At 53.8% G+C, this 14205-nt stretch carries 16 protein-coding genes; 8 read left to right on the forward strand and 8 right to left on the reverse strand.

Annotated elements, in window-relative coordinates:
- Nucleotides 1-91: 91 nt before the first annotated feature.
- The 3 genes from AC2FH6_RS11100 to AC2FH6_RS11110 all read right to left on the reverse strand — a co-directional run bounded on the left by AC2FH6_RS11100 (nt 92) and on the right by AC2FH6_RS11110 (nt 3686).
- Nucleotides 92-1978, reverse strand: coding sequence for an adenylate/guanylate cyclase domain-containing protein (locus tag AC2FH6_RS11100; protein WP_496702260.1), 1887 nt, complete (start codon nt 1976-1978; stop codon nt 92-94).
- Nucleotides 1979-2314: 336 nt separating this feature from the next.
- A complete protein-coding gene (locus tag AC2FH6_RS11105; RefSeq protein WP_496702582.1) occupies nt 2315-2941 on the reverse strand; it encodes a DUF2306 domain-containing protein in 627 nt (208 codons plus the stop codon).
- On the reverse strand, nt 2934-3686 hold the full coding sequence (locus tag AC2FH6_RS11110) for a hypothetical protein (RefSeq protein WP_496702584.1): 753 nt from the start codon (nt 3684-3686) through the stop codon (nt 2934-2936). The genes AC2FH6_RS11105 and AC2FH6_RS11110 overlap by 8 nt, the downstream gene beginning before the upstream one ends.
- A 41-nt stretch (nt 3687-3727) precedes the next feature.
- Here AC2FH6_RS11110 and AC2FH6_RS11115 point away from each other — a divergent pair, with 41 nt between their 5' ends.
- The 3 genes from AC2FH6_RS11115 to AC2FH6_RS11125 are packed head-to-tail and all read left to right on the forward strand — an operon-like array spanning nt 3728 to nt 5035.
- Nucleotides 3728-4180 carry a MarR family winged helix-turn-helix transcriptional regulator gene (locus AC2FH6_RS11115; protein ID WP_496691472.1) on the forward strand — a complete coding sequence of 151 codons (453 nt, stop codon included), beginning with the start codon at nt 3728-3730 and terminating at the stop codon, nt 4178-4180.
- Nucleotide 4181: 1 nt separating this feature from the next.
- Nucleotides 4182-4406, forward strand: coding sequence for a hypothetical protein (locus AC2FH6_RS11120; protein ID WP_496702585.1), 225 nt, complete (start codon nt 4182-4184; stop codon nt 4404-4406).
- 5 nt (nt 4407-4411) lie between these two features.
- Nucleotides 4412-5035 (forward strand): SAM-dependent methyltransferase, encoded by a 624-nt coding sequence (locus AC2FH6_RS11125; RefSeq protein WP_496691474.1) that lies wholly within the window; start codon nt 4412-4414, stop codon nt 5033-5035.
- Nucleotides 5036-5911: 876 nt separating this feature from the next.
- Here the strand turns inward: AC2FH6_RS11125 and AC2FH6_RS11130 are convergent.
- The 3 genes from AC2FH6_RS11130 to AC2FH6_RS11140 are packed head-to-tail and all read right to left on the reverse strand — an operon-like array spanning nt 5912 to nt 8478.
- Nucleotides 5912-7288 carry an MATE family efflux transporter gene (locus AC2FH6_RS11130; RefSeq protein WP_496698212.1) on the reverse strand — a complete coding sequence of 459 codons (1377 nt, stop codon included), beginning with the start codon at nt 7286-7288 and terminating at the stop codon, nt 5912-5914.
- Between the two features lie 12 nt (nt 7289-7300).
- Complete coding sequence (locus tag AC2FH6_RS11135; protein WP_496691476.1) at nt 7301-7888, reverse strand: helix-turn-helix domain-containing protein; 588 nt, start codon at nt 7886-7888, stop codon at nt 7301-7303.
- Nucleotides 7889-7899: 11 nt separating this feature from the next.
- Nucleotides 7900-8478 carry a carboxymuconolactone decarboxylase family protein gene (locus tag AC2FH6_RS11140; RefSeq protein ID WP_496702587.1) on the reverse strand — a complete coding sequence of 193 codons (579 nt, stop codon included), beginning with the start codon at nt 8476-8478 and terminating at the stop codon, nt 7900-7902.
- Between the two features lie 316 nt (nt 8479-8794).
- On the opposite strand from AC2FH6_RS11140, the gene AC2FH6_RS11145 reads away from it, so the two are divergent.
- From AC2FH6_RS11145 to AC2FH6_RS11165, 5 genes are read left to right on the forward strand one after another with little or no spacing between them, the layout of a single operon-like run.
- Nucleotides 8795-9541 (forward strand): amino acid ABC transporter ATP-binding protein, encoded by a 747-nt coding sequence (locus AC2FH6_RS11145; protein WP_496698216.1) that lies wholly within the window; start codon nt 8795-8797, stop codon nt 9539-9541.
- 1 nt (nt 9542) lies between these two features.
- The gene (locus tag AC2FH6_RS11150) at nt 9543-10385 is read left to right on the forward strand and encodes an amino acid ABC transporter permease (protein ID WP_496691479.1); all 843 of its coding nucleotides are present in this window, start codon (nt 9543-9545) and stop codon (nt 10383-10385) included.
- A 36-nt stretch (nt 10386-10421) separates the two neighbouring features.
- A complete protein-coding gene (locus tag AC2FH6_RS11155) occupies nt 10422-11255 on the forward strand; it encodes a transporter substrate-binding domain-containing protein (protein ID WP_496691480.1) in 834 nt (277 codons plus the stop codon).
- A gap of 55 nt (nt 11256-11310) precedes the next feature.
- Nucleotides 11311-12192, forward strand: a complete 882-nt coding sequence (locus tag AC2FH6_RS11160; RefSeq protein WP_496702590.1) for an amino acid ABC transporter permease — start codon at nt 11311-11313, stop codon at nt 12190-12192.
- Between the two features lie 14 nt (nt 12193-12206).
- Nucleotides 12207-12815 carry a glutathione S-transferase family protein gene (locus tag AC2FH6_RS11165; RefSeq protein ID WP_496702591.1) on the forward strand — a complete coding sequence of 203 codons (609 nt, stop codon included), beginning with the start codon at nt 12207-12209 and terminating at the stop codon, nt 12813-12815.
- A 30-nt stretch (nt 12816-12845) separates the two neighbouring features.
- On the opposite strand, the gene AC2FH6_RS11170 is transcribed toward AC2FH6_RS11165, so the two are convergent.
- Together AC2FH6_RS11170 and AC2FH6_RS11175 are read right to left on the reverse strand one after the other, a co-directional pair.
- Complete coding sequence (locus AC2FH6_RS11170; RefSeq protein WP_496702247.1) at nt 12846-13163, reverse strand: non-heme iron oxygenase ferredoxin subunit; 318 nt, start codon at nt 13161-13163, stop codon at nt 12846-12848.
- Between the two features lie 3 nt (nt 13164-13166).
- Nucleotides 13167-14123 (reverse strand): fatty acid desaturase family protein, encoded by a 957-nt coding sequence (locus AC2FH6_RS11175; RefSeq protein ID WP_496702593.1) that lies wholly within the window; start codon nt 14121-14123, stop codon nt 13167-13169.
- Nucleotides 14124-14205: the final 82 nt, after the last annotated feature.

Here is a 14205-nt window from a genome sequence, read left to right on the forward strand (position 1 = left end):
AGGCCGGATGCTCAGAATTGCAGTATTCTGCATTGCTGCCAAAGCCCTCGCTTTGCTGTCTTGCTCGCGACTGACATACTGGCTCAAGCATTTAACCGGTGGTTTCCGGCACCCCCAGTCTGCGCAAGTCATCCAGCCATCGGTTGAGGTAATCGTCGCTTTCGAACGGAGCTTTCCTTGCCTCTTCGATGCTGTAGTTGGGGTTGTCTGCCAAAAATTCGTCGGTCAACGTTTTTGCTTCTTCTTCTCGCCCCAACCGCAGGAGTATCGGCGCAAGCGTGCGTCTTAGGCGATCCGGGACCTCGTTCATCTTTTCAATCGAAGCAAGAGCGCCTGCGTAATCTTCTGCAAAATACTGTGCCCATCCCAGATTCCACAGATACCAGTCCGGATGATGCGGGTTGAGGCGGATCGCTGACCGCATCCGTTCAACGGCTTCATCGGCTCGTCCGCTATAGACCAGAGGGTCAGTTGAGTTCACGAGGGTACCTGCAGAATTCGGGTTTAGCGAGATTGCCTTGTCATACAGCGTTACCGCCCGTTCGAGATCGCCACTATACATCGTCACATAAGCCAGAACGGCGTAACCGGCAAAATCGAGGGGTTCCAGATCAATGGCCTTTCTGGCCATTTCAAAGGCAAGATCGAGCGATTCCTCGCGTGAAAGACCCTCGCTCCAGCCAAAGCGATAGCCGAAGGAATGCGCCCACGCGAGCTCGGCATATGCGCCCGCGAAGTTCGGATCGAGCGCAATCGCCTGCTCACTCAGTCGCTGGGCTTGAATATTGTCCGCCTCGTTAAATCTAAGCGAGTGTTCCTGAGCACGTGTGGAGAGTTCATAGGCTCCGAGGCTTTCTGTAGGCTGATGCTTTAACCGGTCATACTCAGCGAGATTGATACTCGTGCTTAACGTCGAAGCGACGGTACGGGTAATCTCATCCTGAACATCAAATATGTCCAGCAGATCACGGTCGTATTGTTCGGCCCAGAGATGCTTGCCGGTAGCGGCATCGATCAATTGCGCATTTGCGCGCAAGCGTTCACCTGCGATCTGAACACTGCCATCGACGATATATCTCACGCCGAGTTCCTGCGCGATCTGCTGCACTTCAACAGGCTTATCCTTGTACAAAAAGGTCGAATTGCGCGCGATGACAAAAAAGTCTGAGAACCTGGACAGCGCCGTCAGAATGTTCTCACTCAGGCCATCGCTTAGGTAATCTTGGCTCGGATCGTTGTTCAGATTGTCGAAAGCCATGACCGCGATGGACGGCTTGCCAGGCGCAGGCAGATATTGGTCGCCATTGGCGGAAGATATTGCGGCGGGGCTCCAGGGCTGCCACCATGCCGCTACGCCCAAAGCCAAGGCGAGCACGACACCGATGGCAACTGCCACCCGACGTTGTGCAGGCTTTGCTGCACTCCGCACAATGGGCGATACTAAAGCCGTGGCCTTTTCATCAAGCGCCAAACTGAATGCGTGCAACGGCTCCGCCATGTTCTTGACCTGATGCATTCCCGCATCTTCAATGTTGAGGTCGAGTTTGTCCTTAATCTGATCGAAGACGTTGACCGACATGCAGATGCCCGCAGGTTCGGCCAAGCTTTCCAGCCGGGCGGTGATGTTGACGCCATCACCCTGAATGTCGTCCTGATCAACCACGATGTCGCCGACATTGAGCCCTATGCGATATTGAACCTGAGCATCTTCCGGTAAATCCTTGTTCTCGATCCCGACGAAGTACTGCATTTCGACGGCACAACGAACGGCCTCAACAGCGCTGGCAAATTCAATCAGCAGCCCATCACCCATCAATTTTACAATGCGTCCGTTCCGTGCCGATACACATGGCTCGAAGAGACGTTCGCGATGCGCTTTGACTATCTCCAGAGTACCGGCTTCATCATTGCGGATGAGGCGGCTGTAACCAACGACGTCGGCGGCAAGTATCGCGGCGAGGCGGCGCTCCAAATTCATACCTCCAAGGTTTGAAAACAGGTTAGGCAGAACGCCGCAACGAATCCAGCAACTTTGAGACCGCTGATACGTTCCCCTGATACTCCCGTTGACTGAGCAACCGCTGACGGCAGCTATTCCGCTGTTTTCCAATTAACGACCGGAGCGGTGAGGGCCAGCTATCGCAGATCTGCACCACAAGTTGCGCTTCCGCTTTGGGCCGTCAACGTCGGCACGGGCGTCTTCCACCGAAGCGGTGATCTGCACTGCCGCATGATCGCAAAGAGCCCATTCTGACAAACGCTGCGCTCCCGACGCATATCGGCTCCTTGGCAAAATAACAAATCTCGCGTTCGGTCAACTTGTTGACGCTCTGCCTCTCTTGCGCGTTCTTCGAATCCATACTTCTGCAAGTAGGAGGTTGGGGACCCAACTCATCGCTACAGCGATGAAATATGCCGTGCCTGTTCCCTGACTGTCGCCTGCCAGGACCGGCACCCAGAAGCTGAATGTCACGAAGAAAAACGCAAGGAAATAACTTCGCAACATCCATTCACGGTGGAGAGAAATATTGCGTTTCCGGATCATCTTGTATGCGAAAATCGTGGACAGGAGCCAAAAGAATCCCAGCAGGAAAAACGACAATCTCGTGGCCCAGCTCACATCGAAGAATGCAGCATTGAGTACCGCCGCGATACTCGCCAGACATGCGCTGTAGACGTAGATGCGGCCACCCCAGCGATGCGCGCGAATGAAATGGGTTCGTATCGCAGGGTTGAACTGCATTATCCCGGCGATCAATGCGATTCCGCCAGCCAGAGCATGGATTTGAAATGGCAGCGGCAGCGCGCGCATCTTGTCAGTTTCAGCAAGGCCAATACCTGCTGCGATAGCGAAAACCCCATACGCCACGCCGGTAGCCGCAAGGAAGCACCATGCGCCCCACATTTTCCAACGCCATCGCATGAAATGATCTTTATTCATGGCCATCTCCGCGCGCGCCTATCATCGACTTGCCTGCACCGGCCGTGAGCATTGACCCAGCATCCAGTTCGAGGATTTCGCAGGACCCTGGCCCCCGCACGTGGTCGTCACCAGACACCAGACCAGCGGCAACCGACCCTGCGTAACCAAGCGACACACTTGCAACCGCCGCCCACACGCACTTTGACCGAAACTGCAGGCCGATCAATATGGCGAGAGTGAGCCCCAAGCCGATCTCGAGTACCATGAAAACCCGACCGTAGTATCGAGGTTCCCAATAGGAAACTGGTGAGCGGAAGATCCAGTCCGTGAAAGGCATCCATTGCGCGCGCGCATCGTCATGGTGCAGCAGAAAATCAATCCCCACATGCAGCAGTGCAGAGCTGGCGAACACGATCACGATCAGCGCGATCCTGCGTGGCCAAACGGCAGGCAGGATCAGACCGGTGAGGCCCAGGGCGATAAGGGCGAGATACAAGGGGATCGAGTTCAGCAGCATCTGAAGCGTTGTCCACGGCTGCTCCCAGTACCGATAATGAAACACTTCGCACCCGCTGGCCCCTTGCTGCCGCTCGACTATGAACATCGCCCAGACATCGGTATCAGGCACTAACGCGCCCATCAGACCAGCCAGAGCAACTGTAGTACGTCCCGGCCTCGCGAAGATTGCGGCTCCGATCAGTAGATGGGTTTGCGTGAACATGAGCAGCATCACCATATTGACAATTAAGTTGTCATAATTCATAGTGACACCTAAGTTGTCAAATAGAATCCCGGAGCCCCCGCGTGACGCAGCAAAACAAAGAACTCACCGCACTGATCAGAGAAATAAGGACAGCGTTCAACCGGCTCAAATCCGTTGCCGAAGCTCTGCACGCCGATCTGGATATCAATCCGTCGATGCGGGCGGTCCTGCAGGCATTGATCTTCAAGGCGCCACAAACGGTGCCCGATATCGCCAAAGCCAAAGGTGTCTCGCGTCAGCATGTGCAGAAAAACATGAATACCCTGTTGGAGAAGGGTCTTGCCCACGCGCAGGACAATCCCGATCACAAGAGATCAGTACTTTATTTGCCCACCCCAACCGGCATTGATCTTTTTGCCGAGATGCAGGACCGGGAAGACGCACCGATGGCCGCGTTGGCCGAGGCCACGGCAGCGCATGATGTCGCAGCTTCGGCGCAGCTGTTGGCCAGTCTCAACGACGCGCTTGAAATCATGATGGAGAAGGGGAGCTAACATGATTCAGCACTCGAAACGCCACAGCAAGACCCTCGGCATCGTCATTGTCGCACTATTTATATGGGGTGTCGCCGCCCTGTGGTCGTGGAATACCTTTGCGGTGGACCTTCTGGGGTTTCCCGAGATGGCGTATCGCCATGCGCTTGCCCTCGGCGTTCTCGTTCTTTCGACTGGCGGGTTGCTGGCGATGCCCCTGTGGATGTCTCGCGCGGGTAACGCGTAGTGTCGATGAAACCGAAGATCGTCGCACAGTTTCGGCATCCATCGGGCCTGTTGGGTGCGTTGGCGGGACGGATCATGGCAGCGCGGCAATCGAACCGTTTCCGAAATGACAGAACAGTCGATTTGATGGCTCTGTCGCCCGATAGCCGCGTGCTTGAGATCGGCTGCGGCCCCGGTCTGGCCCTCGCAAAATGTGCCTCTGTTGTAACGTCAGGGCGGGTAGTAGGTCTTGACCATTCCGAGGTGATGATCCGGCAGGCTCGCAATCGGCTAAGAGAACAGTGTGCCGCAGACAGAGTCACGTTGATCGAGGGCGGGATCGACCGCCTTGCTAACTGGCCGGGCGCATTTGACCGCATCTTCTCGCTGAACGTCATACAATTTCAGAGCGACAAACACGGGTTTTTTGGTGCAGTATATGAAGCATTGGCTACTGGCGGGCTTTGCCTGACCACCTATCAACCACGGCTGGACGCGGATGGCCCGGGTGCTGCGCGACGCATGATCGCCAGCATCGAGGAAGCGCTCCACGCTGTTGGTTTCGAGAACGTGACCGAAATCGAGATCTTTGGCGGGGCCACTCCGGCGATTTGTGTCATCGGCCAGAAGAACGATCCTTACCGAAACTAACCAAAGGAGATCTAACACTGCACAAATTTATGGAATTGGAGGATCTTTCTTCAGATCTGATGATCCGGCTAGACTAGCAGAATGGTATGGGACCCATCTATCAATCCCCTCAACTCCGGCTTCGCCCACCTTGCAATCCTGGATCAGCGAGCGCGGCGTGACAATCTTTTCGACGTTCCCGAAAGACAGCGACTACTATCCCGGAGACCGGGGCTTCATGCTGAACATTCTACGTCGCGGACTTTGATGCGATGTTCAAAGAGCTGAATGTTGCCAGAATCGAAAGCGGCGCCGAAGTCGAGATGGGGGATTGGAAGGATTGCTCGCATTCACGATCCGGAATTAGATCCAATCGATCTGTGGGAACCCATTCTGAGGTGTTGTCACATTAACCGTTGTTTGGTTACTCATGCTTGGAATTGGTCGTAGGTGGCATCGATGAATCCATCGTCCATCACCTACAAGCGTCGCCGATTCACCGATTTCCTTCTCGGATCATTCCCCTGGCTGTGTGGCTTTATGTTCGAGCTTGCGTGAAGTTGACGCGAGGCTTCTGCAGCGCGGGATCGATATTTCTTACGCGACCCTCCGCCGCTGGGTCATCAAGTTCAGACCGCTGACCGTAACACTGCGCGCAGAATTTTAACCTGAGCAGTACTGAGCGCAAAACGATGGTAAATCCAGGCGGCTTAGGCGATGATCTCTCGCGGAAAAACGATAGCCCTTCAGGCGTGGCATTTTGAACGGCATCTTCATGCGTGAGCGGTAACCAGTTCAGAACGCGCGAACAAGTTGGCACTAACCATTTGTTGCCTGGAATGTCGCCTCCCAAGCAGCTTGAAATCTGAGCATGGGCACTTCTTTGTGGACTGGATGTTAACGTGACAACACCCAGAATCCCCCTATCTCGCGCTGTGCTACATGTGTGGTCACGATAAGAGCGATCGCCCATCCTGTCACAACGGCAGCCGCGGTGCCAAACCAAACACCGGTTTCGTTAAAGCCCAGCAGCCAAACAAAAACCCAGACAAAAAAGGCTACCCCAAACCCTTGCCGATACAGGCTGATCCACACCGTCCAGATCGGTCTTTTCAAAGCCTGCAAAAGAGAGTTGATCGAAAAAAGCATCATATAGAAAGGCAGTATCAGGCTGTCGACGCGCAAGTAACTCACTCCAACGCGGATGACTTCGGGGTCATCAGTAAACTGCCGCAGCAAGGGTCTTCCAAATATCCATAGAGTAGGCGCTGCGATAGCTGTCATGATGAAGCCAACTTTCCAGCAATAAAATACTGCTTCCCTTACTCTCGCGTATTCATGGGCTCCAAAATTTTGGGACGCAATTGGTAGCAGCGCCCCGGTTACACCAAGCACCGGCAAAAGTAGAATCTGTTCAAGTCGAATTGCCACTCCATGGCCCGCGATTGCGTGTTCCCCAAAGATTTTCAGGGCGAACTGCATGACAAAACCTGACAGCAACATCACCATGAAGGATGTGGCTGTTGGTAGAACCTGGACAGATATTTCGGCAAACTTTTCCAAACGTGGGGCAAAGTTTCGGAATCGTATGCGCCTCATCCTTCGCCGTCCGAGTACTTGCCGGACCATGAAGACCATGACGCCGGTCTGACTGATGACGGTCGAGACAGCCAAACCATCGAAGCCTATGCCGGGAACCAGACCTGGAATGCCATAGATCAACAGCGGGTTTAGACCGATATTGACAAAAAATGCGACCACGAGTGCGCGCTGCATCGAAACCGCATCGCCGTGCGCCTGTAGGATACCGTTGCACCCAAACGCCAGCAAGAACCCAGGCAGAGCCAAAAGCAACCAATAGAAGTAACGCAGCCCCGCATCACGATATGCGCCCGGCTCAGACACCAGCCGGATCAGAGCTGGACCATACCAGTGCCCAGCCAATGCCAATAGGCCGGACGCTATGAGTCCATAGCTCATTCCTTGCGCTGCCAGCCGACGGGCTTTGCGATGATCGCCGGCTCCCAGAGCGTTTCCAACAAGAGCGCTCATCGCGGCCCCAAGCCCAACGCCGACCGATATGGCAATAAAAAACGCCTGAAACCCCAGTGCCAACCCGGCCTGTGCGCTGGTGGACAAAAGCCCAGCAAAGAACATGTCCACGACGTTGTAGAGGGTGTTGAACAGCATTCCGACTGCGGCAGGAATTGCCAGTGTTCGAAAATGCGCCGAGATCGGTCCGCGTGTCAGATCAAGTTCGGCTGGAATGGCCATATCAGCAGGTCATTACGGGCGCTCGGCCTGCACGGTCAAAAAGACAAATTCGGGTGTCAAAACTTCTTCAAACCCATGGTTCAGTTCGGCATCCACGCTGATACTGTCCCCCGCCGACAAAGTGAACCGGGCCTCACCATAACGATAAACCGCCTGCCCCTCGATCGCCTGAACAAAGACAACGCCGTGACCCACGTAGGTTGGTGGATGGCCCTCGTCACGCAGCAGGGTTACACGGCGTGCCTGAAACCTCAGATCTTTCCGGGAATGTAGCGCGAGATTGACATACTCATGGGAATGACCGCTCGCCAGCCGGGTGGATTTCAATCCCTGACCGTGACGGACGAGGGTATAGTCGGTGTGATCCGTTCTTGCTTCGCGAAACAACGAGACGATGGGCACTTCAAGCGCCTCGGCCAATGCGGCCAATGTGTCGATCGAGGGCGAAACCAATCCATTCTCTATGCGGCTGACCATCGCCGCAGATATGCCAGACTGTTCGGCAAGTCGGCGGGCTGATTGCTTCCGGCTTTGGCGCAGCTCTTTTAGCGACGCGCCGATGGCGCGATCAATTTGTCTTCCCGGAGTGTCACCTTGCATGATACATCCTGTCACTCGTCGGCGTAGTAACCCACGACGTCCCCATCCGTGGTGACGCCGAGACCGTTTAGTAAACGGTTGGCATAGTTGAAATAGCTCACAATCTGGTTGATTTCGAGGATCTCGCCATCCTCCCAACCTGCAACTTTCAGTGTGGTTGCATCCGTCTCAACCATCGTTCCGGGTGCTAGGGTAAGTTTCTCGGCATAGATCAATGCAGCAAGGTGTGCCCCTTCAAAAGCATCCTGCGGTTGGTGGGCCTTTAGCGCAGCCTCAATTTCATCGGCGCGCGCATTGTCATCAATCAGGTGCCGAGCGTTTGCCCAGTGGTTGGCATAGGAGTAGGGGCAGTTGTTCAGGGTCGACACGTAAGAGCTGATGACTTCCTGAAACCACATCGGTATGGAGTTTGCGTGATCGTGCAGGCACGCCCGGTACAAAATAACATGCCCTTTCATTGTGTTGGGCCGCAGGGAATGCACGCGCATGACATTATCCACTGTCCCGTGCGGCGTGCGTGCCATATCCAATGTGGCTTTTAGCTGATCGTCGGCTTCTTCGTCAGAAATCATCCGAATCCAGGCAGACATTTATGTTTCCTCCCTTGGTCGTCAGCTCAATTTTTAGGCAGCCAGAACCTGCCCGTTGAGTTTTTTATTGACGAATATTGCATATTAAGCAACCATATTAATTAGCGTGCAACAGATTTGAGGATTCTATGGCCTTGCCCGATTGCTCCACTCAATCGCATCGCCAAGCCAACGGCTGCTATCTGGGCAATCCCCGGATCGAGCCACGGCAACAGAATTTCCCGACGGATTTTCGGGGCGGTAGCTTTCTCACCTCTGATTTCATCCACTCACGAGGACACCCGAAAGTGTGGTCTCCCGAAACGACAGGCCCATCATGAACCAACCTTCTCCCATGATTGAGGTAACCAACCTGGATAAATTCTATGGCTCATTTCATGCGCTTAAGAACATTGATCTGAGTGTTCATCAGGGTGAAAAGGTGGTGATCTGCGGCCCGTCCGGTTCGGGGAAATCCACGTTGATCCGCTGTTTCAATGGTTTGGAGTGGCACAATTCCGGGCGTCTCGTGATCGATGGGATCGAAGTATATGAAGGCATAAAGGAAATCCGCGAATTACGGCAAGAAGTTGGGATGGTCTTCCAACAGTTCAATCTGTTTCCGCATCTGACTGTTCTTGAAAACCTGATGATCGGACCGATGAAGGTGCGCAAGGTATCAAAATCTCAGGCCGAAGAGACTGCGCGCAATTATCTGGACCGGGTCCACATTCCTGAACAAGCAGATAAATACCCGGCTCAACTATCTGGTGGACAACAACAGCGGGTGGCCATTGCACGATCCCTGTGCATGGAAACCCGGATCATGCTTTTTGATGAGCCGACCTCTGCCCTTGATCCCGAAATGATCAACGAAGTGCTGGATGTGATGGTTGAACTTGCTGAGACCGGTATGACCATGGTCGTCGTCACCCATGAGATGGGATTTGCCCGTAAGGTCGCTGATACGATGGTTTTTATGGAAGCGGGGCAAATTGTCGAAGTTTCGCCGCCGGAACAGTTCTTTACCAACCCCTCAAGCGAACGCTGTCGCTTGTTCCTAAACCAAATTCTGGAACACTGATATGAGCGATTTGGGCATATCGGGACCTACAGGTCAGGCGCTGCCGAAACCGCCGGTCATTAAGAGGTTTTTTGGCTCAGTACCCGTATCGATCGCTATCTATACAATCATCGTAGGTTTGATTGCCTATGGCTCTTATGCTGGTGCTCAGGGCATGGGGTATAATTGGCAGTGGTACCGCGTACCACAGTTCCTGTACCGCAATACCGAGGTTGGGTTCGAGTGGGGCGAAATTCCGATTGGTCTGGTCGCCACTATTCAACTATCCGTCACGGCCTTTTTGCTGGCAACCGTTCTGGGGTTGTTGTTGGCGCTATTGCGGCTGTCCGGACTGGTCGTGGGTTCAGCGGTTGCGGTTGGCTACCTTGAGCTTATCCGGAACATCCCGCTCTTGGTTCTGCTTTATCTCTTTTACTATGTGCTGGGTCCGATCTTCGGGTTTAATCGTTATACCGCGAGTATCTTGACCCTGGCGGTGTTTCATTCTGCGTTGATATCTGAGATTTTGCGGGCGGGGATCAACGCCATCCCCACGGGCCAGTGGGAAGCGGCCAAATCCATCGGGATGAGCCCCTTTCAGATATATCGTTACATCATCCTGCCACAATCGGTGCGGTTCATGCTCCCGCCGATGACCGGCGAGGTCGTTCATCTGATCAAATCATCAGCAATTGTCAGCGTGATTGCGGTGGCCGAACTGACCACTTTCGGACGTAACATCATTTCTGACACCTACATGAGTTTCGAAATCTGGTTCACCATCGCATTGGTCTATCTGGTGGTGACCCTGATCCTGTCGATCGGCGTGAGCTATCTGGAGAAGAAATATGCCGTCGACCAATAAACCTGAACAAATTGTCGGACAACAAGGAGAACCAATATGAAGCTTTCTCGCAGAATGCTCGGGGTAGCCCTGGGTGCGGTCGTGGCGACTGGACTGGCGACCTCAAGCTGGGCACAAAGCGCGACCCAGGAACTGTCCAGTGAAAGTGTGATTGAAACCATCAAGCAGGACGGGGTGATCCGGATTGGTCTTTCACTGTTCGTGCCGTGGTCGATGCGTGACAATAATGGTGAGCTGATCGGCTTCGAACTGGATGTTGGGCGCAAATTGGCCGAAGACATGGGGGTCGAGGTCGAATTCGTTCCAACCGCCTGGGATGGCATCATCCCTGCGTTGGTGTCGTCCAATTTCGACGTGATTATCTCAGGTATGTCGATGACCGCGCAGCGAAACCTGACCATCAACTTTACCGATCCTTACGCCTATTCAGGTCTGGCCATCCTGGCCAACAAATCGATGACCGAAGGCATGACACTGGAAGATTTCAATAAACCAGAGATCACTTTTGCCGCCCGCCGCGGTGCGACCCCGGCTGCGGTGATCGCACAGAACTTCCCTGATGCGACCTTGCTTTTGTTCGATGAGGACGGGGCTTCGACCCAGGAAGTTCTAAACGGCAACGCGCATGCATCAATGGCTGCGCAACCGACTCCAAACCGCGAAGCGGGGCGCAATCCTGAAACGTTGTCCGTTCCGTTCGAAAATCTCTATGACCCGCGCGGTGAGGCCTTTGGGGTGCGCAAAGGTGATCCGGATGCCATGAATTTTTTCAACAACTGGATTGCACAGCAATGGCGGTCCGGTTGGCTGGAAGAGCGTCACAACTATTGGTTCGCCACCGAAGAGTGGGCTGATCAGGTTGCGCAGTAACTAAACTAACCGGGGGCGGGTGCACCGCCCCCGAGATTGACGCGGAGCGCGCCCGGTGCAGAATTTCATCAAGAAGCTCAGATGGCCCGACTACCTGATCCTGGCGATTTTGATTGCCTTTTTCGGGTATATCTGGCTGTCGATCGAAGGCACGCTCAATTACAAATGGCGCTGGGAGCTTATTCCTGGATATATAGTCGGCTGGCATTCAAGTCGTGAAGAGTACTTTGCCAACCTGCTTTTGCAGGGGCTAGCTGCCACCGTTCGCATCAGTATCTATTCCGGCATTCTGGCCCTTCTGTTGGGCACTATTTTGGGCGTTGCCCGGTGTTCAGCTAATTTGACAATCCGGATGCTGGCCCGAACCTACCTCGAGTTTTTGCGCAACGTGCCACCGGTTGTTGTCGTCTTTATCTTCTTCTTTTTCCTGTCCCAACAACTGATTGACGCCCTGAATCTTGAACGCTGGGCGCGTGGAATCGCGCGACAAGAGAACAACCAGGTCTGGACTTTCTTTTTTGGCGAAATGCGGCGTTTCCCTTCGCTGGTTTCCGGAGTCATCGTTCTGGCGTTGTTTGAAAGCGCCTTTGTCGGGGAAATTATCCGGGCGGGTATTCAGTCAATTCCGAAAGGCCAGCGCGAAGCCGCGCGTTCGATCGGGATGAGTCAACTACAGGAACTTCGCTATGTAGTCCTGCCTCAAGCGTTGAAGAAAGTGGTCCCGCCTCTGGCAAACCAATTTATTTCGTTGATTAAGGACAGCTCGATCTTGTCACTGATCTCAGTACAGGAACTGACATACAAGACCGTCGAACTTGTTGCGTCCTCACGTATGATCTTTGAGGCCTGGATCACAACGGCAGCTTTCTATTTTATCGTCTGTTTCAGCCTCAGCCGTATCTTTGCCCGCCTCGAAAAACGATCGGATAAACGATAGGTCGGACGACCCGAATGATACGTCTTTACGATTTCAAGTTATCTGGTAGCTGCCACAAAGTCCAATTGTTGTTGTCGATGCTGAAGCTTGAATATCAGCTCATCGATATTGATCTGCTGAACTGCGACCAGAAACAGGAAGAGTTTCTGCGGATAAACCCGCTGCACAAGGTTCCTGTTATCGATGATGACGGATTTGTTCTGCGCGACAGTACGGCAATCATGTTGTACCTGGCACAGAAATACGATGCTGAGAATTGGGGACCCAGAACACCGGAAGAACACGGCGAGATTCAGCAGTGGCTCTCATTCTCGGTCAATGAGATATTTCACGGCATGGCAACAGCCAGAGCGATTGTTTTATTTGAACGGGATATTGATCTGATCGGACCGCAATCACTGGGCGAGGCGTCGCTGGAGATCATGGAGCGGCAGTTGTCAGACAGCCCTTGGCTGACGTGTGGCAGGCTGACCCTGGCGGATCTGGCCTGTTACCCGTACACAGCGTTAGCTTATCAGGGCAACATTCCATTGTCCCCGTACCCGTCGGTTCGAAATTGGATCCAACGGGTTGAAGCATTACACGGATATGTGGCTATGCCCGGAATACCGGCGCTTGCCTAACGCACATGGCTGATAGGTACGTGGACACATTCATAGCCTGACCTGAACCATTCCATTTTCGACCCGAGTGTCAAAAATGCGCATTGCTCGCGTTGCGGGTGCTGACACGGGTTTGCCGTCTCGTACATCGAACGCGCCCTGATGCAACGGACATTCAATCACGTGTCCATCGAAGTAGCCGTCACATAAATCAGCGCCGCCATGGTTACACAGCGCCAGCGAGGCATAAACACCGCTTGGCGTATCATAAACGGCAATTAGCCGTGGTCCGATCTCAACGCGCGTGACCCAGTTCTTTTCCAGCTTCGCAACATCGATCAGGTCGCGCCATGGTTTCTCATTTCCCATCGCTCAAACCTCTGCCGATTGCTCGGGTTCACGCCGCAAAATTTGCCGCAGAATGTCACGATGCGCTGCCAAGTAGCCGCCTCTTTCGACAAAAATGTGATCCTTCAGCTTTTCATGCAAGCGCGGCAGCGAATGGAATGGAACCGATGCAACGTAATGATGTTCCGCGTGATAGTTCATGTTCCAGCACAGAAAGGCCATCGGTGTTGATACCAGATTGGTGCGGGTGTTTTCCGACATCTGGGCAACCGTTGGTCGCCCCACATGCTCGGTCATTCGCACAAATCGCATAACTGGTTCCCCCAGAAACAGTGGAATGATCCAATACCAGATCAGGCCCCACCAGCCGGTCAGAGCCATGGCTAGAAAAATGGCGGTGTAAATGGCAAGCATCCTGCGCGCGTCCCGAAAAACCGCTTTGTGCTCGACCTTGGGGATAAAGCGCAACTCTGTCTCGTTCAGCCGTCCGCGGGCATGTCGGAACACTTCGGTGAACTTACCGCGCCAATAGGGCAGGGCTGAAAGGTAAAGAAGATATTGTCCAATCGTCTTGGGCATAGGGATAAGTTCAGGGTCTTCGCCGGTGAGTTGGGTATAGGTATGATGGTCGCAATGCTCGTACCGGAAAAACCGGTGTGGCAGAATGATGATCAGCCCACAGATCTGACCAACCAAATCATTCAGCCAGCGTGTCCGAAACACAGTGTAATGCACACATTCGTGCTGCAACGAAAAATGATGCACCAGGACAACGCCTTGAAGGAACATTGCCGGCCAGATCAGCCAGCTGTTCCAGGCAAGTGTTATCAGCGTCGTGGTGAACGCAAGCAACAGGATCCAAAGCGCCAGATGGCGCAATCCCGGTCCGTTTGAACGTTGCATGAATCCTTTGAGTTCTTCGCGCGTGAGTTTTCCTTCGGCCAAGGCCTGAGTCAGCGGCGTAACGATAGCTTTTGACATATGGGTTCCATAATTTTGCCGGTGCGGGGGACTTTGCCCTCTTCGTACATACCGGCACCGGAGACGGGAGTGCTCCGCACCA

It is taken from the genome of Ruegeria sp. CDSC045 (genome assembly GCF_059610725.1).

Bases quoted from the DNA above. Each gene is read 5' to 3' on its own strand.
- AC2FH6_RS11100 (WP_496702260.1), bottom strand. From the start codon at position 1,978: ATGAATTTGGAGCGCCGCCTCGCCGCGATACTTGCCGCCGACGTCGTT.
- AC2FH6_RS11105 (WP_496702582.1), bottom strand. From the start codon at position 2,941: ATGAATAAAGATCATTTCATGCGATGGCGTTGGAAAATGTGGGGCGCA.
- AC2FH6_RS11110 (WP_496702584.1), bottom strand. From the start codon at position 3,686: ATGAATTATGACAACTTAATTGTCAATATGGTGATGCTGCTCATGTTC.
- AC2FH6_RS11120 (WP_496702585.1), top strand. From the start codon at position 4,182: ATGATTCAGCACTCGAAACGCCACAGCAAGACCCTCGGCATCGTCATT.
- AC2FH6_RS11125 (WP_496691474.1), top strand. From the start codon at position 4,412: ATGAAACCGAAGATCGTCGCACAGTTTCGGCATCCATCGGGCCTGTTG.
- AC2FH6_RS11130 (WP_496698212.1), bottom strand. From the start codon at position 7,288: ATGGCCATTCCAGCCGAACTTGATCTGACACGCGGACCGATCTCGGCG.
- AC2FH6_RS11135 (WP_496691476.1), bottom strand. From the start codon at position 7,888: ATGCAAGGTGACACTCCGGGAAGACAAATTGATCGCGCCATCGGCGCG.
- AC2FH6_RS11140 (WP_496702587.1), bottom strand. From the start codon at position 8,478: ATGTCTGCCTGGATTCGGATGATTTCTGACGAAGAAGCCGACGATCAG.
- AC2FH6_RS11145 (WP_496698216.1), top strand. From the start codon at position 8,795: ATGAACCAACCTTCTCCCATGATTGAGGTAACCAACCTGGATAAATTC.
- AC2FH6_RS11150 (WP_496691479.1), top strand. From the start codon at position 9,543: ATGAGCGATTTGGGCATATCGGGACCTACAGGTCAGGCGCTGCCGAAA.
- AC2FH6_RS11155 (WP_496691480.1), top strand. From the start codon at position 10,422: ATGAAGCTTTCTCGCAGAATGCTCGGGGTAGCCCTGGGTGCGGTCGTG.
- AC2FH6_RS11165 (WP_496702591.1), top strand. From the start codon at position 12,207: ATGATACGTCTTTACGATTTCAAGTTATCTGGTAGCTGCCACAAAGTC.
- AC2FH6_RS11170 (WP_496702247.1), bottom strand. From the start codon at position 13,163: ATGGGAAATGAGAAACCATGGCGCGACCTGATCGATGTTGCGAAGCTG.
- AC2FH6_RS11175 (WP_496702593.1), bottom strand. From the start codon at position 14,123: ATGTCAAAAGCTATCGTTACGCCGCTGACTCAGGCCTTGGCCGAAGGA.